Source organism: Streptomyces sp. DF42, from assembly GCF_058267695.1.
This window is the reverse complement of sequence record NZ_CM177859.1, coordinates 6,463,763-6,481,469: the sequence shown is the minus strand read 5'-3', so window position 1 is coordinate 6,481,469 and position 17,707 is coordinate 6,463,763. Positions and strand designations below refer to the sequence as shown.

Sequence of the window (17,707 nt, the reverse complement as noted above, 5' to 3'; positions counted from 1 at the left end):
GGGGAACAAGCGCTTTCATACAGCAGACGAACATGAGGTAAAGCAGGCTCCAGGACCAAGCGCCCGGACGGTGTGGATCGTGCGATGCTGACGTGGTGAACCGTGAGGATCTGGTACGGCTGCGCAAGGCACGCGACCGCATGGACCGCGAGTACGCCGAACCCCTCGACGTCCCCGCCCTCGCCCGCACCGCGCTCATGTCGCCGGGCCACTTCCAGCGCAGCTTCCGGCAGGCCTACGGCGAGACACCGTACGGCTACCTCATGACCCGCCGGGTCGAACGGGCCAAGGCCCTCCTGCGTCGCGGCGACATGACCGTGACGGAGGTGTGCATGGCGGTGGGCTGCACCTCCCTCGGCTCCTTCAGCGCCCGCTTCACCGAGCTGGTCGGCGAGACGCCGAGTTCCTACCGGGCTCGCTCGCACGAGGAGAGCGCGGTGATCCCGCCCTGCGTGGCGCGGGCGTACACGCGCCCGACACGGGCGTAGCGCCGCCAATGACCTTAGGTTGGACGCATGGACCTGAAACTGAACAACTGTTTCATCGCCGTCGACGACCACGACAAGGCGATCGCCTTCTACTGCGACGTCCTGGGCCTGGAGATCCGCAACGACGTCAAGTACGAGGGGATGCGCTGGGTGACCGTCGGGTCGCCGCTGCAGCCGGACGTGTCGATCGTGCTCGAACCGCCCGCGGCGAACCCCGACCTTTCCCCCGCCGACCGGGAGGCGATGGAGCAGCTGCTGGCCAAGGGCATGCTGCGCGGCGTCAACTTCACCACCGAGGACTGCGACGCCGTCTTCGCCCGCGTCCGGGAATCGGGCGCCGAGGTGATCCAGGAGCCGACGGACATGCCGTACGGGGTCCGGGACTGCGCGTTCCGGGATCCGGCAGGGAACATGCTGCGGTTCATGGAACGGGCGGGATGAGCCGTCAGGCCCTGTGGACCTGCGCCTTCACAGACCGCCACACCGACGAGTAACGGCCGACCACCGCCCATCCGACCTGGCCTGCGCCGACATCGAGGCGACCCGCACCGCCCACGAACGACTCGGCGCGACACCGGCCGCCCGCGGGCCCCACTGGACGGTGATGCACGACCCGACGGTCGGCACCTACTGCCTGACCGGCCGCGCCCCGGAGACCGGCGCGCTGCCGGCACGAACGGGCGAAAACCCCGCGGCGCCTGCGCCCTGAACCCCCATCGGATCAGCACACGACACCATGCGGCCGACTCGGCCCAAACGAGATCGACCGCTGCGGGACCCGGCGATCACGGCGAGCCCGCGTGCCGAACGGCCCCCGGGCCGGCCCGGTTTCACAGGCCGACTCTCAAGGAGTCGCCCACGCGTCCACGCACGCGAAGGCCGTGGCTCCCTCGTCGTTCGGGCAGGCGGTGGCCTTCAGTAGCGGGGCGGCCGGTTCGGCGGGGGATTCCTGCTCCCAAACAGCCGGCGGCCGCGGTTGCATGGAGTCCTGCAGCCACAGGGTGAGCCCTCCCCCGACGGCCGCGGCGATCGCCCACACCAGCACGGCCCAGCGCCACATTCGGCGGCGCCTTCCCCCCAACTGACCGGTCATGGGCTCAGGTTACGACCTCAGCCGTGCCGCCCGCCCCTGGAGATAGCGCTGTTCGGGCAGGCTCAGGGTCGCCGCTGCCGCGGACTCGTAGGCGCAGCGGGCCTGTTCGTAGGCGCCCGCGCGCTCCAGGAGGTGGCCGCGGACCGCGTCGAGGCGATGCCCCAACTGCGGCTCCAGCAGGTCGAGTTCGGCGAGCCCGGCCTCCGGACCGTCCACCATGGCGACCGCCACGGTGCGGTTGAGGCGTTCGACGGGGCCCGGGACCAGGCGGACCAGCACCTCGTACAGACCGAGGATCTCCTGCCAGTCGGTCGCCTCCGCGGACGGCGACTCGTCGTGTACGGCGGCGATGGCGGCGCGCACCTGGTAGGGGCCCGCGCCGCCCCGCGACAGCGCCCGGGTGACCAGCGCGACGCCCTCCTCGATCGCGGCCTTGTCCCAGCGCGCGCGGTCCTGTTCGTCGAGGGGCACGAGTTCACCGTGCGGGCCGGTGCGTGCCGCGCGGCGGGCGTCGGTGAGCAGCATCAGGGCCAGCAGGCCGGCCACTTCTCCGTCGTCGGGCAGCAGCCGGTGGACGGTACGGCTGAGCCGGATCGCCTCGCCGGCCAGTTCGCGCCGCTGCAGCACCGCTCCCGACGTCGCCGTATAGCCCTCGTTGAAGATCAGGTAGAGCGTGTGCAGAACGGCGGGCAGACGGTTCTGCCAGCTGTCCGGCCGCCCGAAGCGCACCCCCCGAACCTTCTGCTTGGCCCGGCTGATGCGCTGCGCCATCGTCGTCTCGGGGACCAGATACGCGCGGGCGATCTCCGCCGTCGTCAGACCGCCGACCGCACGCAGGGTGAGCGCGATCTGGGCGGGCGGGGTGAGGTCCGGGTGGCAGCACAGGAAGAGCAGCGTGAGCGTGTCGTCCTCGCGGGGCGCCCGGTCCACTCCCGGCGGCGGGGCGGTGAACGCGTCGCGCGGGGTCAGCGCCGCCACCCTCTCCTCCCTGGCCCGTCGCGCCTCCTCCGACCGCAGCGCGTCGGTCAGCCGCCGCGAGGCCACCTTGATCAGCCAGCCGCGCGGGTTGTCCGGCACTCCCGCCGAGGGCCACTGGTCCGCCGCCGCCAGCAGCGCCTCCTGCACGGCGTCCTCGGCGGTGTCGAAGTGCCCGTACCGGCGCACCAGCGCGCCGAGGACCTGCGGCGCATTCCGGCGCAGCAGGTCCTCGACCTCGGCGGCTGGGCCCATACGGCTGTGCTCAGACGTCCGCGGAGCCGCTGTCGATGGGCCGGATCACCACGGGGTAGTTGGTCGCCCCGGCGGGCGCGGGGCACTGGATGATGCGCTCGGCGATCTCCGTGACGCGTTCCAGGTTCGCGCAGTCCAGGACCCAGTAGCCGGCCAGCAGCTCCTTGGTCTCGCCGTACGGGCCGTCGGTGATCACGCTCTTGCCGTCGTCACCCAGGCCGACCAGCCGGGTCTTCGCCGGCTCGGTCAGGCCCTGCGCGTCGATCAGCTCGCCGCTCTCGGCGAGGTCGTTGTTGACGGCGCCCATGAAGGCGTACATGGCCTGGACATCCTCCTGGCTCCAGGCCGGGGAGTGCGCGTTGGCCTTGCCGCTCATGCCCTCGTAGTCCGCCTGCGTGCACTGCACCATGACCAGGTACTTCATGACTCTGCTCCTTCGGCTCGCGCCGCCCGTGGCGGGCGGCTCTCACAGGGGACGTCGGAGCCGGGCCGGGCATCTCGACACGGGTCTCAGGATTTTTTCGCCGCCGCCTCTCCGGGCTCCTCGCCGGACTCGGCGCCCCGGGGGACGTATGCCTCGCACCTGGGGTTGCGACAGGGGCCCGACACCCATACCGGCACCCACGCGCCCAGTGTCTTGTGGCGCTTGACCACCGTCTCCACGGGCTGTCCGCACTCCGGACAGACGCGTTCTGAGCTGTCCATGCCCTCAGCGTAGGCCGGTCAGCGCCGCCGCGCGTACGTACGGACGAGTACTCCGTTGCCGAACGTGCGCACCGACTCCAGGGTGAAGTCGGTGACCGCGAATCCGCTGCCGAACATCGGCATGCCCGAGCCGTACACCTGCGGATACGTCTTGATGATCAACTCGTCGATCTCGTCGGCCAGTTCACCGGCGAGCTGCGAGCCGCCGCACAGGTAGACACCGAGCGCGCCGTCCTCGGCCTTCAGCGCGCGGACCCTGCCGACCAGGTCCTCCGCGATGATCTCGACATGTGGGTCGGGGGATTCCTTGAGGGTGCGGGACGCGACGTACTGGCGCAGGTGGGCGTAAGGGCTGGTGATCCCCTCCCGCAGCGCGATGTCGTAGCTGGCGCGGCCCTGGATGATCGTGTCGAACCGCTTGTTCGGCAGGTCGTCGATGCCGAGCGGCCGTCGGCCGTGAGTCGGCAGGGTCTCGGGAAACTCCCCCGTGAGGAACCCGAAGAACTCCTCGTCGACGAACGCGAGCATGGACGACGCGTCACCGCCCGGGTCGCCGATGAAGCCGTCGATGGAGCAGGCGATGAAGTACGTGAGCTTGCGCAAGCCGAACTCTTTCCGTAGGCAGCATGATCGGTTCAACCACTTCAGAGATAGTGCTTCGCCTGTGGTGGCCACAAGGAAATTTCCACGCACGCTGTGCCCACGGGCACCTCCGGCGAGCTGGTCCGGGCGCCGAAGGACCGCGCCCTGGTCACCGCGCTGATGCATGACCTGATGGCCCGGGCGACCGGCGACCGCACCGGCCATCTGGCGCTCCTGGAGATGCGCCTCGAAGCCACCCGGCACCCCGAACTGCGCGCCTCCTGCACGGAGTCGGTGCGCGCCGGCCCGGAGCAAGGCATGGAGTTCCACCGGGAGGCGGAGCTGCCCGGTGGACAGGCGCCGGAGGAACTCGTGGAGCGGATCGAGGCGACTGTCGTACCGGAGGGCTGGACGGTCGTACCGGAGGGCCAGGTCAGCCGGGGGTCAGCCGCAGGGTCAACCGCGGGGTTCGCGCCACATCGGCCACATCCGCGGGCCGTCCGGAAGCTCCAGAGGGCGGCCGGCGAGTGCGAAGCCAAGACGCTCGTACAGTGCGCGGCTGCGAGCGCTGCTGGCCTCCAGATAGGCGGGCAGGTCCTCGCGGTCGCAGCGGTCGAGGACGTGCTGGACGAGCGCGCTCCCCATCCCCTCGCCCTGGCGCTCCGGTGCCACGCCGATCATCCACAGGTACTCGTGGGCGCGGCCGACGGGGTGGATCCGGGCCGTCAGCCGGCCGATCAGTTCGACGCGTTCGTTCCCGGGGTCGACGGCGGCCCGCAGCTGGGCGGGCCCGTCGTCGTCGGCGTCGTGCGCTTCGGCGGGCACGGACAGCCACAACGCGCACGCGCTGCCGTCCTCGGTGACATCGATCCGGCCGTCGTCGAGCACGATCCCGGTGAACGCGGCCATCAACCGGTGGTGAGTGGTACGGCGGTACTCGTCCCCGGGAAAGACCCAGCCACTGACCGGATCGTCCTGGAAGGCCTGGTCCAGCAGCCGCACGACCAGCTCCCGGTCGCCCTCGCCCGCCGCCCGGATCGCCACGCCCATATGCCGTCTCCTCGCCTCAACCGACCTCGGCCGTACGGCTGTTGAGCCTATACGGGGCTGTGAGCCGAGCGAGTTGAGGGAGTGGCGACCGGGCCTCCGCAATAAGACGGGCCCCGCACACCGTGGGGATGTGCGGGACCCGCCGGGCCGGAGCCTCGGCGGCCGTGCGGGGTCAGGAGCCGCGCGGCCGCCCCGGTGGGCCCCGGGGTCTGGAAGGGCAGAGGTCAGGTGCTGCGCCGTGTCACGAACTCCAGGAGGGCGAGCAGGCCGCCCGCCTCCGCCGGGTCGGTGACCGCACGGGACAGCTCGTGCATGGCGCGGGCCATGCGGTCGGCGGCCTGGACCTGCGCCCAGTCGCGCCCACCGGCCTGCTCGACAGCGAGAGCCGTCCGCGCGATGTCGCCCTCACCCCCCTTGTCGTACGGCGCTTCGTACAGCGCGGCCAGTTCGGCGGCCGCCGGGGTGCCCGACGTGAGCGCGGCGACCACCGGCAGGGACTTCTTGCGGGCCGCCAGATCCGCGCCGACCGGTTTCCCGGTATGCAGCGGATCGCCCCATATGCCGATGACGTCGTCGATGAGCTGGAAGGCGAGCCCGGCCTCCCGGCCGAACGCGTCCAGCGCCTCGACGTCCTCGGCGGACGCCTCCGCGTACAGCGCGCCCAGGGCGCAGGCGCAGCCGAGCAGCGCGCCCGTCTTGGCCTCGGCCATGGTGAGCACCTCGTCGAGGGTGACCTCGCCGGGGCCGCGCCGCTCCATCGCCGTGTCCGCGTGCTGGCCGGCGCACAGTTCGACGACACACGCCGCGAGCCGGGCGGCGGCCGGCCCGGACGCCGGGTGCGGGTCCTCGGCGAGCAGCCCGAGGGCCAGCGCCTGCATGGCGTCCCCGGCGAGGATCGCGTCCGCGTCACCGAACACGGTCCATGCGGTGGGCCGGTGCCTGCGGGTGGTGTCCCGGTCCATCACGTCGTCGTGCAGCAGCGTGAAGTTGTGCACCAGCTCCACCGCCGCGGCCGCCCGGACGGCTGCCTCCCGGGCCCTCGCACCGCCGAGCGCGGCGGCCGCGGTGAGAACGAGCGCGGGACGGATCGCCTTGCCCGCGTTGCCTGCCGCCGGGGTGCCGTCCGCGTGCTCCCAGCCGAAGTGGTAGAGCGCGATCCGGCGCATGGAGCCGGGCAACGAGTCGATGGCGGCGCGCAGTTCGGGGTCGACGGATGCCCGGGTGCGCTCCAGGATCACCGCCGCCTCGTGCCCGTCGAGCGGCTGCGCGTCCGGGGTGCGCTGCTTCGCCTCCGTCATGAACTCGGCCATGGGATCTCCCTCGGTCAGTCCGCGGACGGCGGCGCCTCCGCTGCGGCTGGGCGCATACGACCGGGATGTACCCGCCGAGGTGTGCGGGGACACGGCTCCCAGGTGCAGAAACGTCACCTCCACCGGCCGATCTCGACGTTCTCCAGGACACCGAGCGCGTCCGGGACGAGGACCGCGGCCGAGTAGTAGGCCGTGACCAGGTACTTGATGATCGCCTGTTCGTTGATGCCCATGAACCGCACGGACAGGCTCGGCTCGATCTCGTCCGGGATGCCGGCCTGCTGGAGTCCGATGACGCCCTGCTCGGCCTCGCCGGTACGCATCGCGATGATCGAGGTCGTGCGGGCCTCGGAGACCGGGATTTTGTTGCACGGGTAGATCGGCACACCGCGCCAGGTCGGGATGCGGTTGCCGCCCACCTCGATCGTCTCGGGGACGAGCCCCCGCTTGTTGAGCTCGCGGCCGATCGCGGAGATCGCGCGCGGGTGGGCGAGCAGCAGCTTCGTGCCGCGCCGCCGGCTGAGCAGCTCGTCCAGGTCGTCGGGGCTGGGCACACCGTCGTGCGGCTGGAGCCGCTGGTCGTACTCGCAGTTGTTCAAGAGGCCGAACTCGCGGTTGTTGACCAGCTCGTGCTCCTGGCGCTCCTTCAACGCCTCGACCGTCAGCCTCAGTTGCTGCTCGGTCTGGTTCATCGGCTGGTTGTAGAGGTCGGCCACACGCGAGTGGATGCGCAGCACGGTCTGGGCGATGCTCAGTTCGTACTCGCGGGGCTTGGCGTCGTAGTCCACGAAGGTGTGCGGGATGTCGGGCTCGCCGCTGTGGCCTGCGGCGAGGTCGACCTCCTTCTCACCGTACTTGTTGGTGCGCTGCTCGGGGATCGTGCGCAGTTGCCGCAGGTGCGCCCGCAGGGAGTCGGCGCGCTCCGCGACCTGGTCGACGTCCTGGCGGGAGAGGATCAGCACCGTGCACGCGGTGGCCGCGCGGGCCGTGTACTCCCAGATCGCTTCCGGGTCGAGCAGCGCCGCGTCGCCCAGGTAGGCGCCGTCGGCGAGCACACCGAGGACCGCGTCGTCGCCGTACGGGCCCGTGCCGACCTTTTCCACCCTGCCGTGCGCCAGCAGATAGACCTCGTCGGCCTGGCTGCCGAACGAGGCGATCACGGAACCCGGAGCGAACTCCTGCTGCCGGCAGCGCTGGGCGAGCTCCGAGAGCACCTCGTCGTCCTCGTAGTCACGCAGCGCGGGCAGTTCACCCAGCTCCGCGGGGATGACCTCGACCCGGTCGCCGGTCTTCACGAATGTGATGCGGCCGTCCCCCACGGCATAGCTCAGTCGCCGGTTGACCCGGTACGTACCACCCTGGACATTCACCCACGGCAGCGTGCGCAGCAGCCAGCGCGAGCTGATCTCCTGCATCTGGGGCGCGGACTTGGTCGTGGTGGCCAGGTTCCGTGCGGCTGCCGTGCCGAGGCTCTGCTGCGGCTTGCCCTGCTCCGAACGGACCTCTTCGCCTACCGACATATGAGAATTGCCCTCCCGCTCATACAGCCGACGCCGATCTGCGCCGCTGCGTCGATCTCCGCGGACCAGCCTTTCATCACGGAACGTGTCTGTGCTATTACCCGAAAGAGCGGGGTTGGATCTTCGGCGGGCTGGGCACGCAGGCGGCTCCGCCCGACGCCGACGTTCGCGAGCTGGCCGGATCCGAACCCTCGCAGCGAACACAATGTGTAATCGGATGCTCACTTTCGGTACAACACCCCTCACGGAGGGTCGCATCGGGCGGCCGTCGGCACGGAAGGAAGGAGACGGTCATGGCCTCACCCATGTCCGCGGGCGGTTTCCTGAGCGGCCTCAGAGCGGAAGGCCTCACGGTCGTGGAGGTCGGGGACTGGATGCATCACAACCGCAACCACAAGGGCCCCTGGGGCCCGGTCCACGGCGTGATGATCCACCACACGGTGACGAGCGGCAGCGAGCACACCGTGGAACTCTGCCGGGACGGCTACGCCGAACTTCCCGGACCGCTGTGCCACGGCGTGATCACCAAGGACGGCAGAGTCCACCTGGTCGGCTACGGCCGCGCCAACCACGCCGGCCTCGGCGACGACGACGTGCTGCGCGCGGTGATCGCCGAGAAGACGCTCCCGCCGGACAACGAGGCGAACACCGACGGCAACCGCCACTTCTACGGCTTCGAGTGCGAGAACCTCGGCGACGGCAAGGATCCCTGGCCCGCCGCCCAGCTGGAGGCCATCGAGAAGGCCGCGGCAGCCGTGTGCCGGCACCACGGGTGGACGGAACGGTCGGTGATCGGCCACCTGGAGTGGCAGCCCGGGAAGGTCGATCCGCGAGGGTTCACGATGACCTGGCTGCGCGAGCGGATCCGGGAGCGCCTCAAGTGAGTCACCAGGTCACAATGGTTCCGTGACCGGCCTCGACACCCTGCACCCGCGCATCCCCTCCCCCCTGCAGGAACTGTCCGACGACCGTTTCACCCGCCGCGGCCTCCGGCTCCTCCTCAAGCGCGACGACCTGATCCACCCGGAGCTGATCGGCAACAAGTGGCGCAAACTCGCGCCGAACCTCGCGGCCGCGACCGGCCGTACCGTCGTCACCTTCGGCGGGGCCTACTCCAACCATCTGCGCGCCACAGCCGCCGCGGGCCGTCTCCTCGGGCTGTCCACGGTCGGCGTGGTCCGCGGGCAGGAACTGGCCGACCGTCCCCTCAACCCCTCCCTGGCCCGGTGCGCGGCCGACGGTATGCGACTGCACTTCGTCGACAGGTCGACGTACCGCCGCAAGGCAGAACCGGCCACTCTCGCGCGCGTACTGCGCACGGCCGGCGCCGCGGACGCGTACGTCGTCCCGGAGGGCGGAAGCAACGCCGAAGCCGTACGCGGCTGCCGGGCCCTGGGCGAGGAACTGCGCGGGCGGGCGGATGTCGTCGCCCTCGCCTGCGGCACCGGAGGCACGCTGGCCGGGCTGGCCGCCGGACTGGCCCCCGATCAGCGCGCGCTCGGCATACCCGTGCTCAGGGGAGGCTTCCTGGCCGCCGACACCGAGGCTCTCCAGGAACGCGCGTTCGGCGGCCGGCGCGGCGCATGGACGCTCGACGACCGCTTCCACTTCGGCGGTTACGCCCGCACCACCGCCGAACTCGACACCTTCGCCGAGGACTTCGAGCAGCGCCACGACGTGCCGGTCGAGCGTCTCTATGTCGCCAAGTTGCTGTATGGACTTGTCTTCCTGGCCCGGGAAGGCACTTTCGCGCGTGGGACGACGGTGGCCGCCGTGGTCACCGGACGGCCCTTCCCGTAGACCCGCAGTCCCGCGCGGCGCAGGGCTACGCGGTCTCCCGGTAGGCCGCCGCCTCCTCCAGGTCCAGCCTGCGCAGCAGTGTCCGCAGCATCTCGTCGTCGATGTAGCGGCCGTCCCGCAGCCGCACGAACATCGCACGCTCGGCGCCGATCATCTCCCGCGACAGCCGGCGGTAGGTGTCGTCGACGGATTCGCCGGTGATCGGATTGACCTGCCCGAGGCGCTCCCAGACGGCGTTGCGCCGGCGCTCCAGGACCTGGCGGAGACGCTCGGCGAGGGGCGGCGGGAGGGCGTTGCGCTCGTCGGTGAGGAGCACGTCCAGGCGCTCCTCGGCGATCCGGGAGGCCTGCGCCTGGGCGTTGGCCTCCGCGAGGGTCTCGGCCTGCGCGTCCCGGGCGGGGAAGTTCACCAGGCGGATCAGCGGGGCCAGGGTGAGGCCCTGCACCACCAGGGTGCCGATGACCGTCGTGAAGGTCAGGAAGAGGATCAGGTTGCGCTGCGGGAACGGGCCCCCGCCGTGCACGGTGAGCGGGATCGAGAAGGCGATCGCCAGTGAGACGACGCCCCGCATGGCGGCCCAGGACGTGACGATCGGCCCTCTCCAGGTGGGGTTGTCCTCGCGTTCCCTGATCCGCGCGGACAGCATGCGGGGGAGGAACGTCCCCGGGTACACCCAGAGGAAGCGGGCCGCGACGACCACCAGGAACAGGGCGACCGCGTACCAGGCGGCGTCCACACCCCGGTACTCCCCCAGGCCCCTGAGCACGATCGGCAGTTGCAGCCCGATGAGCGCGAACACCGCCGACTCCAGGACGAACGCGACCACCTTCCACACCGCCTCCTCCTGGAGCCGGGTGGCGAAGTCGACCTCCCACGCGCGGTGTCCGAGGTGGAGGGCGACGACGACGACCGCGAGGACTCCGGAGGCGTGCACCTGCTCGGCGACGGCGTAGGCGACGAACGGGATCAGCAGGGACATGGTGTTCTGCAGCAGCGCCTCCTTCACGTGCGTGCGCAGCCAGTGGATCGGCAGCATCAGCACCAGCCCGACGACGACACCGCCGACCGCGGCCAGCAGGAACTCGCCGATCCCGCCGATCCAGGAGGCACCCGCGCCGACGGCGGCCGCGACGGCCACCCGGTAGGCGGTGATCGCGGTCGCGTCGTTCAGCAGGGACTCGCCCTGCAGGATCGTGGTGATCCGGGAGGGCAGCCCCACCCGGCGGGCGACCGCCGCCGCCGCGACCGCGTCCGTGGGCGCCACCACCGCGCCCAGCACGAGCGCCGCGGGCAACGGCAGCCCCGGCACGATCAGATAGGCGACCCAGCCCACGACGAAGGTCGCGAAGAGCACGTATCCCACCGACAGCAGGGCCACCGGCCGCATCGTCGCCCGCAGGTCGAGGTACGAGCTCTCGACGGCCTCCTTGTGCAGCAGCGGGGGCAGCACCAGCGGCAGCACGATGTCCGGATCGAGGGTGTAGTCCGGCACTCCGGGGACGTAGGAGACCGCGAGCCCCACCGCGACGAGCAGCAGCGGCGCCGGCACCGGGGTACGCCGGCCGGCCGCGGCGACCGCGGTGCTGCCCGCCACCAGCAACAGCAGTGGCATCACGTCCATCGTCCTCGCCCGCCCTCGTTTTCCGCGCGGTCATCCGCACACCCGTCGTAATCTGGCAATCATGAAACAGTGCACGCACGCCGACGCGCTGCCAGAACCGCAACCCGGTCCGCTCAGCGAGACGTGCCCGGAGTGTCTGCGGGACGGCACACACCCGGTCCAGCTGCGGCTGTGCCTCACCTGCGGCCATGTCGGCTGCTGCGATTCCTCGCCGAACCGGCACGCGACGGAGCACCACAAGGACTCCGGCCATCCGATCATGCGCACATTCGAGCCCGGTGAGGATTGGCGTTGGTGCTTCGTGGACCACGTTCTCGTGTGACCCTGGAAGACCGGAGGACGACCCACGATCCGGACGGTTCGACCGTCTGACGTCTGGGTACGTCAACCCGGCGCGCGTTCTTCCCATTTGGAGCCGCAGACCCCTAGACACGGAGCGTGTCCACAGTTTTACTGTGAGTAACGACAAGGGTCGGGGTCCCGGGAACAGGAAACTTGAGAGCGCGATAGCGTCACCGCTGAACCACACATCGCGTTATCCCGGGGGGCGACCCTCGGCCCTGATCAGCTTGTACCACCTTGGAGGTGAGGGTGTCCCAGATCGCAGGCGAGCCCGCGACCCAGGACTTCGTGGAAGTCCGGCTGCCGGCTGCGGGTGCCTACCTGTCGGTGCTGCGTACGGCTACGGCCGGCCTCGCGGCCCGTTTGGACTTCACCCTGGACGAGATCGAGGACCTTCGCATCGCGGTGGACGAGGCCTGCGCGATCCTGCTGCAGCAGGCCGTGCCCGGCTCCGTGCTCAGCTGCGTCTTCCGGCTCGTCGACGACTCCCTCGAGGTCACCGTCTCGGCCCCGACCACGGACGGGCACGCCCCCGCGCGTGACACCTTCGCCTGGACCGTCCTGTCCGCACTCGCGGGCAAGGTCTCCTCGGCCGTGGACGAGGACAAAACCGTTTCGATCAGCCTCTACAAACAGCGCGGCGCGGGACCCGGGCCGGCGTGAGGACAGGGGACGGGCCGGTGCGTGACGAAGAGCGCGGCACACGAGAGCTGCCGGCCGAGGGCACAGGCGGGTCCGGACGCACGGGGGACGCCGTCAGCGGCTCCGACGGCATCGACGGCATCCCCGAGCAGGCCCGGCCGCATCCGGAGGACGACTCCGCGGAGCTCGTTCCCCTGGACGACGGGCAGCCGGATCGGGAAGGTGCCGTCCAGAGCACGCCTCTGGACGGGCGGAACGGGGTCACCCCGGTCCGAGCGGAGGCGAGGGCTCGGAGAAGGGCGACGGGCGGGACGATGAGCGAGCACGAGCGAAACGCCGAGGGCGACGGGCAGGGCGCACAGAGCGTGCAGCACGCCGCGCAGCACGACCCGCACGACCGCAGCGGGGCGCGCGCCATGTTCATCGAACTGCGCGAGATGCAGGACGGCAGCGCGGAGTACGCGGAGCTGCGCAACAGGCTGGTCCGTATGCACCTGCCGCTTGTCGAGCATCTCGCGCGCCGCTTCCGCAATCGCGGCGAGCCGCTGGACGACCTCACCCAGGTCGCCACCATCGGCCTGATCAAGTCGGTCGACCGGTTCGACCCGGAACGCGGCGTCGAGTTCTCGACGTACGCGACCCCGACGGTCGTCGGCGAGATCAAGCGGCACTTCCGCGACAAGGGCTGGGCGGTGCGCGTGCCGCGACGCCTGCAGGAGCTGCGCCTCGCGCTGACGACGGCGACGGCGGAGCTCTCGCAACAGCACGGCCGCTCCCCCACGGTCCACGAGCTCGCCGAGAAGCTGGCGATCTCGGAGGAGGAGGTCCTGGAGGGCCTGGAGTCCGCCAACGCGTACTCCACGCTGTCCCTGGACGTCCCCGACACGGACGACGAGTCGCCTGCCGTGGCGGACACACTGGGCGCCGAGGACGAGGCTCTGGAGGGCGTCGAGTACCGCGAGTCCCTCAAGCCGCTGCTGGAGGACCTGGCACCCAGGGAGAAGCGGATCCTGCTGCTGCGCTTCTTCGGCAACATGACCCAGTCGCAGATCGCGCAGGAGGTCGGCATCTCGCAGATGCACGTCTCGCGCCTGCTGGCGCGCACGCTGGCACAGCTGCGCGAGAAGCTGCTGGTGGAGGAGTAGGACTCCGCTCCACGACTGCTGCCGCGCGCCGTACGACTACCGCTCGCCGTCCTGTGCGCGGCCCGGGCCCCGGATTCCCAGGGCCCGGGTCGTGGCCGGATTGATCAGCAGGACCAGCGCGGCGAGGGCGACGACCGCGAGGGCGATACCCGCCGGGATGGCCACACTGTCGGCCTGCAGCAGGTTGTAGGCCACCGGCAGCGCCATGATCTGGGTGATGACGGCGGGGCCGCGACTCCAGCTGCGCCGGCCGAGCAGTCCGCGGGCGGCCAGCAGCGGCAGCAGGGCGAGGACGACGAGCGTGATGCCGCCGGTGACCGCGGACCGGCTGTCGTCCGGGGCACCCGTCAGACCCTCCACGAGCATCCAGACGCCCCCGCCGACCAGAGCCAGCCCCTCCAGCGCGGCGAGCGCCGCGGCATACGTCAGCCGGCGCGGGCGCGGGCCGGTGTCTTCCTGGGCGGCGGGGGTCTGCTCACTGGTCACACCAGAAGGGTAGCTCCGGGGACGCGGGCCTCCGTGGCGAGGTTGAGACGGGCACCCGTGGCAAGGCTCACCCCCTCCCCTCTTACCTGATCCCTACCTCGGCCTGTGCCCGGTACTTCCCACTAGGTACGCTGCAACTCATGCGTGCACTTCTCGTGGTCAACCCGGCGGCAACCACCACAAGCGCACGTACGCGCGATGTGCTGATCCACGCGCTCGCGAGCGAGATGAAGCTGGAGGCGGTCACCACCGAGTACCGCGGCCACGCGCGCGACCTGGGCCGGCAGGCGGCGGAGAGCGACGACATCGACCTGGTCGTGGCCCTCGGCGGCGACGGCACGGTCAACGAGGTGGTCAACGGACTGCTGCACGCCGGCCCGGACCCCGAGCGCCTCCCGCGCCTCGCCGTGGTCCCCGGCGGCTCCACCAACGTCTTCGCCCGTGCCCTGGGCCTCCCCAACGACGTCGTGGAGGCGACCGGCGCACTGCTGGACGCCCTGCGCGAAGGCAGCGAACGCACGGTCGGCATGGGAATCGCCGAGGGCACGCCGGGTACCGACGACGAGGCGGTACCGGCCCGCTGGTTCACCTTCTGCGCGGGACTCGGCTTCGACGCGGGCGTGGTCGGGCGGGTCGAACAGCAGCGCGAGCAGGGCCGTAGATCCACGCATGCCCTGTATCTGCGCCAGGTCGTACGCCAGTTCTTGCATGAGCCCAATCGGCGGCACGGCTCCATCACGCTGGAGCGGCCCGGTCAGGAACCGATGACCGATCTGGTGCTGTCCATAATCTGCAACACCTCGCCGTGGACCTATTTGGGCAATCGCCCGGTGTACGCGTCGCCTAAGGCCTCGTTCGACACCGGGCTCGACCTGCTCGGTCTCAGCCGTATGTCCACGGTCTCGGTTGCCCGGTATGCCACCCAGTTGCTCACTTCGTCCCCCGAGCGCGGACCCCATGGCAAGCACGCCGTGTCCCTGCACGACCTGGACCGGTTCACCTTGCATTCGAAGGTGCCCCTACCCCTTCAGATGGACGGCGACCACCTGGGGCTGCGTACGAGCGTGACGTTCACAGGCGTACGCCGTGCACTGCGTGTGATTGTGTGAGCAGAAAGGGCTGAAGTCCTTTCACTCGAACGTTTAGGCCAGGATCCACCCCATGGAAGTACGGCTGTGACCTAGTCGACACCGAGGAATCAAAAAAAACTTTCCGGAAGGGGTTGTATCCGCCGCTGAGGTTTGCGAGTCTCTACGTGGCGGTCGGGACAGCCCGCAACACCGGCGTCCACTGATCACCGGAACCCCTCTTCAAACCACAGGACCACAACAGGGAAACCTGTTGGACGGCCCTTCACTTGTTGAGGGATTCGTGAAAGCGTTCACATTCACAAGCAACTTGCATGTAATACCAAGGAGAGGTAGCAGCCATGGACTGGCGTCACAACGCCGTTTGCCGCGAGGAAGACCCCGAGCTCTTCTTCCCCATCGGCAACACCGGTCCTGCGCTGCTGCAGATCGAGGAAGCCAAGGCCGTCTGCCGTCGCTGTCCCGTTATGGATCAGTGTCTGCAGTGGGCGCTCGAGTCCGGCCAGGACTCCGGCGTCTGGGGTGGTCTCAGCGAGGACGAGCGTCGCGCGATGAAGCGCCGTGCCGCCCGCAACCGGGCCCGTCAGGCCTCCGCCTGACACACCCGCCCCGCAACAGCCTGAGCTTGGCGGCGCGTACAGCGAGTACGCATCTCCCGCCCCCGAGCCGCAGCGCGCAGTACCCCCCGATGCGCAGCACAAGCTGGCAACGAGCATTTCAGCCCCGGACCTTGAGGTCCGGGGCTTCTTGCTGTGTACCGGCCCGGCGCCCTACTTGTGGGTCTGCACCGGAACGTCCAGGATCACCCGCGTCCCTCGCTCCGGCGCCGGCACCATGTCGAACGTCCCGCCCAACTCCCCTTCCACCAGGGTCCGTACGATCTGCAGACCCAGGTTGCCGGAGGTGTGCGGGTCGAAGCCCTCGGGGAGGCCGAGGCCGTCGTCCTGGACGGTGACCAGGAGGCGGGCCTCCTTCGTCGTGCCGCCGCGGACGGCCGACACCTCGACCGTGCCGGTTTCGCCTTCACGGAATCCGTGTTCGAGGGCGTTCTGGAGGATCTCCGTCAGGACCATGGACAGCGGGGTGGCCACCTCGGCGTCCAGGATTCCGAAGCGGCCGCTGCGCCGGCCGGTGACCTTGCCCGGCGAGATCTCGGCGACCATCGACAGGACGCGGTCGGCGATCTCGTCGAACTCCACGCGCTCGTCCAGGTTCTGGGACAGCGTCTCGTGCACGATCGCAATCGATCCGACCCGGCGGACCGCCTCTTCGAGGGCCTCCCTGCCGCGGTCGGACTCGATGCGCCGGGCCTGCAGGCGCAACAGGGCGGCGACCGTCTGGAGGTTGTTCTTCACCCGGTGGTGGATCTCCCGGATGGTCGCATCCTTGGTGATCAACTCGCGCTCACGGCGGCGCAGTTCGGTGACGTCCCGGAGCAGGACCAGTGAACCGATGCGCGTGCCCTTGGGTTTGAGCGGGATCGCCCGGAACTGGATGACCCCGTCGTGGGCCTCGATCTCGAACTCGCGCGGCGCCCATCCGCTGGCGACCTTGGCGAGCGCCTCGTCCACCGGCCCACGGGTCGGGGCGAGTTCGGCGGTGGTCCTGCCGAGGTGCTGGCCGACGAGGTCGGAGGCGAGTCCCATGCGGTGGTAGGCGGACAAGGCGTTCGGGGAGGCGTACTGGACGAGGCCGTCCGCGTCGAGCCGGATCAGGCCGTCGCCGACGCGCGGTGCGGCGTCCATGTCCATCTGCTGGTTCGCGAACGGGAAGGAGCCGGCCGCGATCATCTGCGCGAGGTCCGAGGCGCTTTGGAGGTACGTCAGTTCCAGACGGCTCGGGGTGCGCACGGTCAGCAGGTTGGTGTTGCGCGCGATCACGCCGAGGACGCGCCCCTCCCGTCGTACGGGGATCGACTCGACCCGTACGGGGACCTCCTCGCGCCACTCGGGGTCGCCCTCACGCACGATGCGGCCCTCGTCGAGCGCCGCGTCCAGCATGGGGCGGCGGCCGCGTGGGACGAGGTGGCCGACCATGTCGTCCTGGTAGGAGGTGGGGCCGGTGTTGGGGCGCATCTGGGCGACCGAGACGTACCGGGTGCCGTCGCGGGTGGGGACCCACAGGACGAGGTCCGCGAAGGAGAGGTCGGACAGCAGCTGCCACTCCGAGACCAGCAGATGGAGCCACTCGAGGTCGGAGTCGTCGAGGGCGGTGTGCTGGCGGACCAGTTCGTTCATGGAGGGCACGTGTGTGAGCGTACCTGGGGGTATGTGCAGGTCCTAAAAAACAGGCGGCCTGCGGGCTCGTCGACGGGGATGCGTACAAGCCCTCAAAACACCCGCGGGCCGCGGCGCCTGGGAGGGACCCTCAGCCCTCCCGGCACCGCAGCCCGGAGCAACATCGGCCGCGGGGTGTGCGGTCCCGGATGGCCGAAGGATGAGGAGCCGGGGCAGTCAGGGCAGAGAGCTCCGGTTCCTCCGTCCGTCCTCCTGTGCGGGGAGGACGGAAGCTCGCTTGCTTCGCATGCTTACAACACACGCTCCTAACGCATTTTGGACTAGACCACTCGGTGTGTCCATGCGTTTGAGCCTGTTTGTTGTTGTCA

The 17,707-nt window shown here is 70.2% G+C and carries 21 protein-coding genes and 1 pseudogene; 11 read left to right on the top strand and 11 right to left on the bottom strand.

Features of this window, described 5'->3' with window-relative positions:
* Positions 1-95: 95 nt before the first annotated feature.
* From ACYUED_RS29905 to ACYUED_RS29895, 3 genes are read left to right on the top strand one after another with little or no spacing between them, the layout of a single operon-like run.
* The gene (locus ACYUED_RS29905) at positions 96-488 is read left to right on the top strand and encodes a helix-turn-helix transcriptional regulator (protein ID WP_491286947.1); all 393 of its coding nucleotides are present in this window, start codon (positions 96-98) and stop codon (positions 486-488) included.
* A 27-nt stretch (positions 489-515) separates the two neighbouring features.
* Positions 516-929: a VOC family protein gene (locus ACYUED_RS29900; RefSeq protein WP_491286945.1), complete on the top strand. Its 414-nt coding sequence runs from the start codon at positions 516-518 to the stop codon at positions 927-929.
* A 13-nt stretch (positions 930-942) separates the two neighbouring features.
* Positions 943-1,197: a VOC family protein gene (locus ACYUED_RS29895; RefSeq protein ID WP_491286943.1), complete on the top strand. Its 255-nt coding sequence runs from the start codon at positions 943-945 to the stop codon at positions 1,195-1,197.
* 135 nt (positions 1,198-1,332) lie between these two features.
* On the opposite strand, the gene ACYUED_RS29890 is transcribed toward ACYUED_RS29895, so the two are convergent.
* The 5 genes from ACYUED_RS29890 to ACYUED_RS29870 all read right to left on the bottom strand — a co-directional run bounded on the left by ACYUED_RS29890 (position 1,333) and on the right by ACYUED_RS29870 (position 4,119).
* On the bottom strand, positions 1,333-1,581 hold the full coding sequence (locus ACYUED_RS29890; protein ID WP_491286941.1) for a hypothetical protein: 249 nt from the start codon (positions 1,579-1,581) through the stop codon (positions 1,333-1,335).
* Between the two features lie 9 nt (positions 1,582-1,590).
* On the bottom strand, positions 1,591-2,811 hold the full coding sequence (locus tag ACYUED_RS29885; RefSeq protein WP_491286938.1) for an RNA polymerase sigma factor: 1,221 nt from the start codon (positions 2,809-2,811) through the stop codon (positions 1,591-1,593).
* A 10-nt stretch (positions 2,812-2,821) separates the two neighbouring features.
* A complete protein-coding gene (locus ACYUED_RS29880; RefSeq protein ID WP_491286936.1) occupies positions 2,822-3,235 on the bottom strand; it encodes a YciI family protein in 414 nt (137 codons plus the stop codon).
* An 86-nt stretch (positions 3,236-3,321) separates the two neighbouring features.
* Positions 3,322-3,516 (bottom strand): hypothetical protein, encoded by a 195-nt coding sequence (locus ACYUED_RS29875; RefSeq protein ID WP_491286934.1) that lies wholly within the window; start codon positions 3,514-3,516, stop codon positions 3,322-3,324.
* Between the two features lie 18 nt (positions 3,517-3,534).
* The gene (locus tag ACYUED_RS29870; protein ID WP_491286933.1) at positions 3,535-4,119 is read right to left on the bottom strand and encodes a dihydrofolate reductase family protein; all 585 of its coding nucleotides are present in this window, start codon (positions 4,117-4,119) and stop codon (positions 3,535-3,537) included.
* Positions 4,120-4,233: 114 nt separating this feature from the next.
* Here ACYUED_RS29870 and ACYUED_RS29865 point away from each other — a divergent pair.
* Positions 4,234-4,503: pseudogene (locus ACYUED_RS29865) on the top strand (TetR/AcrR family transcriptional regulator); the annotation flags it as partial.
* Positions 4,504-4,554: 51 nt separating this feature from the next.
* Here ACYUED_RS29865 and ACYUED_RS29860 read toward each other — a convergent pair.
* The 3 genes from ACYUED_RS29860 to ACYUED_RS29850 form a co-directional block, all read right to left on the bottom strand.
* The gene (locus ACYUED_RS29860) at positions 4,555-5,148 is read right to left on the bottom strand and encodes a GNAT family N-acetyltransferase (protein WP_491286932.1); all 594 of its coding nucleotides are present in this window, start codon (positions 5,146-5,148) and stop codon (positions 4,555-4,557) included.
* 224 nt (positions 5,149-5,372) lie between these two features.
* A complete protein-coding gene (locus ACYUED_RS29855; RefSeq protein WP_491286930.1) occupies positions 5,373-6,458 on the bottom strand; it encodes a family 2 encapsulin nanocompartment cargo protein polyprenyl transferase in 1,086 nt (361 codons plus the stop codon).
* 113 nt (positions 6,459-6,571) lie between these two features.
* Positions 6,572-7,978 carry a family 2B encapsulin nanocompartment shell protein gene (locus ACYUED_RS29850; protein ID WP_491286928.1) on the bottom strand — a complete coding sequence of 469 codons (1,407 nt, stop codon included), beginning with the start codon at positions 7,976-7,978 and terminating at the stop codon, positions 6,572-6,574.
* Positions 7,979-8,271: 293 nt separating this feature from the next.
* On the opposite strand from ACYUED_RS29850, the gene ACYUED_RS29845 reads away from it, so the two are divergent.
* On the top strand, positions 8,272-8,862 hold the full coding sequence (locus ACYUED_RS29845) for an N-acetylmuramoyl-L-alanine amidase (RefSeq protein ID WP_491286925.1): 591 nt from the start codon (positions 8,272-8,274) through the stop codon (positions 8,860-8,862).
* 22 nt (positions 8,863-8,884) lie between these two features.
* Positions 8,885-9,778: a 1-aminocyclopropane-1-carboxylate deaminase/D-cysteine desulfhydrase gene (locus ACYUED_RS29840; protein ID WP_491286923.1), complete on the top strand. Its 894-nt coding sequence runs from the start codon at positions 8,885-8,887 to the stop codon at positions 9,776-9,778.
* Positions 9,779-9,803: 25 nt separating this feature from the next.
* Here the strand turns inward: ACYUED_RS29840 and ACYUED_RS29835 are convergent, their stop codons facing one another.
* Entirely contained in the window at positions 9,804-11,399 is a 1,596-nt protein-coding gene (locus tag ACYUED_RS29835; protein ID WP_491286921.1) for a Na+/H+ antiporter, read from the bottom strand.
* Between the two features lie 61 nt (positions 11,400-11,460).
* Between ACYUED_RS29835 and ACYUED_RS29830 the strand changes: the two genes are divergently transcribed.
* The 3 genes from ACYUED_RS29830 to ACYUED_RS29820 all read left to right on the top strand — a co-directional run bounded on the left by ACYUED_RS29830 (position 11,461) and on the right by ACYUED_RS29820 (position 13,528).
* Positions 11,461-11,721, top strand: a complete 261-nt coding sequence (locus ACYUED_RS29830; RefSeq protein WP_491286919.1) for a UBP-type zinc finger domain-containing protein — start codon at positions 11,461-11,463, stop codon at positions 11,719-11,721.
* A gap of 269 nt (positions 11,722-11,990) precedes the next feature.
* Complete coding sequence (locus ACYUED_RS29825; protein ID WP_019058277.1) at positions 11,991-12,404, top strand: ATP-binding protein; 414 nt, start codon at positions 11,991-11,993, stop codon at positions 12,402-12,404.
* A gap of 17 nt (positions 12,405-12,421) precedes the next feature.
* The gene (locus ACYUED_RS29820) at positions 12,422-13,528 is read left to right on the top strand and encodes an RNA polymerase sigma factor SigF (protein ID WP_491286914.1); all 1,107 of its coding nucleotides are present in this window, start codon (positions 12,422-12,424) and stop codon (positions 13,526-13,528) included.
* Between the two features lie 36 nt (positions 13,529-13,564).
* On the opposite strand, the gene ACYUED_RS29815 is transcribed toward ACYUED_RS29820, so the two are convergent.
* Positions 13,565-14,014 (bottom strand): hypothetical protein, encoded by a 450-nt coding sequence (locus ACYUED_RS29815; RefSeq protein ID WP_491286912.1) that lies wholly within the window; start codon positions 14,012-14,014, stop codon positions 13,565-13,567.
* 140 nt (positions 14,015-14,154) lie between these two features.
* Between ACYUED_RS29815 and ACYUED_RS29810 the strand changes: the two genes are divergently transcribed.
* Positions 14,155-15,123 carry a diacylglycerol/lipid kinase family protein gene (locus ACYUED_RS29810; protein WP_491286909.1) on the top strand — a complete coding sequence of 323 codons (969 nt, stop codon included), beginning with the start codon at positions 14,155-14,157 and terminating at the stop codon, positions 15,121-15,123.
* 320 nt (positions 15,124-15,443) lie between these two features.
* Entirely contained in the window at positions 15,444-15,701 is a 258-nt protein-coding gene (locus ACYUED_RS29805; protein ID WP_006142322.1) for a WhiB family transcriptional regulator, read from the top strand.
* A 171-nt stretch (positions 15,702-15,872) separates the two neighbouring features.
* Here ACYUED_RS29805 and ACYUED_RS29800 read toward each other — a convergent pair whose 3' ends face one another.
* On the bottom strand, positions 15,873-17,339 hold the full coding sequence (locus ACYUED_RS29800; RefSeq protein ID WP_491294497.1) for a sensor histidine kinase: 1,467 nt from the start codon (positions 17,337-17,339) through the stop codon (positions 15,873-15,875).
* Positions 17,340-17,707: the final 368 nt, after the last annotated feature.

Coding starts and splice junctions, on each gene's coding strand:
- ACYUED_RS29880 (WP_491286936.1), bottom strand. CDS start 3,235: ATGAAGTACCTGGTCATGGTGCAGTGCACGCAGGCGGACTACGAGGGC.
- ACYUED_RS29835 (WP_491286921.1), bottom strand. CDS start 11,399: ATGGACGTGATGCCACTGCTGTTGCTGGTGGCGGGCAGCACCGCGGTC.
- ACYUED_RS29805 (WP_006142322.1), top strand. CDS start 15,444: ATGGACTGGCGTCACAACGCCGTTTGCCGCGAGGAAGACCCCGAGCTC.
- ACYUED_RS29890 (WP_491286941.1), bottom strand. CDS start 1,581: ATGACCGGTCAGTTGGGGGGAAGGCGCCGCCGAATGTGGCGCTGGGCC.
- ACYUED_RS29885 (WP_491286938.1), bottom strand. CDS start 2,811: ATGGGCCCAGCCGCCGAGGTCGAGGACCTGCTGCGCCGGAATGCGCCG.
- ACYUED_RS29845 (WP_491286925.1), top strand. CDS start 8,272: ATGGCCTCACCCATGTCCGCGGGCGGTTTCCTGAGCGGCCTCAGAGCG.
- ACYUED_RS29855 (WP_491286930.1), bottom strand. CDS start 6,458: ATGGCCGAGTTCATGACGGAGGCGAAGCAGCGCACCCCGGACGCGCAG.
- ACYUED_RS29860 (WP_491286932.1), bottom strand. CDS start 5,148: ATGGGCGTGGCGATCCGGGCGGCGGGCGAGGGCGACCGGGAGCTGGTC.
- ACYUED_RS29900 (WP_491286945.1), top strand. CDS start 516: ATGGACCTGAAACTGAACAACTGTTTCATCGCCGTCGACGACCACGAC.
- ACYUED_RS29810 (WP_491286909.1), top strand. CDS start 14,155: ATGCGTGCACTTCTCGTGGTCAACCCGGCGGCAACCACCACAAGCGCA.
- ACYUED_RS29850 (WP_491286928.1), bottom strand. CDS start 7,978: ATGTCGGTAGGCGAAGAGGTCCGTTCGGAGCAGGGCAAGCCGCAGCAG.
- ACYUED_RS29875 (WP_491286934.1), bottom strand. CDS start 3,516: ATGGACAGCTCAGAACGCGTCTGTCCGGAGTGCGGACAGCCCGTGGAG.
- ACYUED_RS29830 (WP_491286919.1), top strand. CDS start 11,461: ATGAAACAGTGCACGCACGCCGACGCGCTGCCAGAACCGCAACCCGGT.
- ACYUED_RS29800 (WP_491294497.1), bottom strand. CDS start 17,339: ATGAACGAACTGGTCCGCCAGCACACCGCCCTCGACGACTCCGACCTC.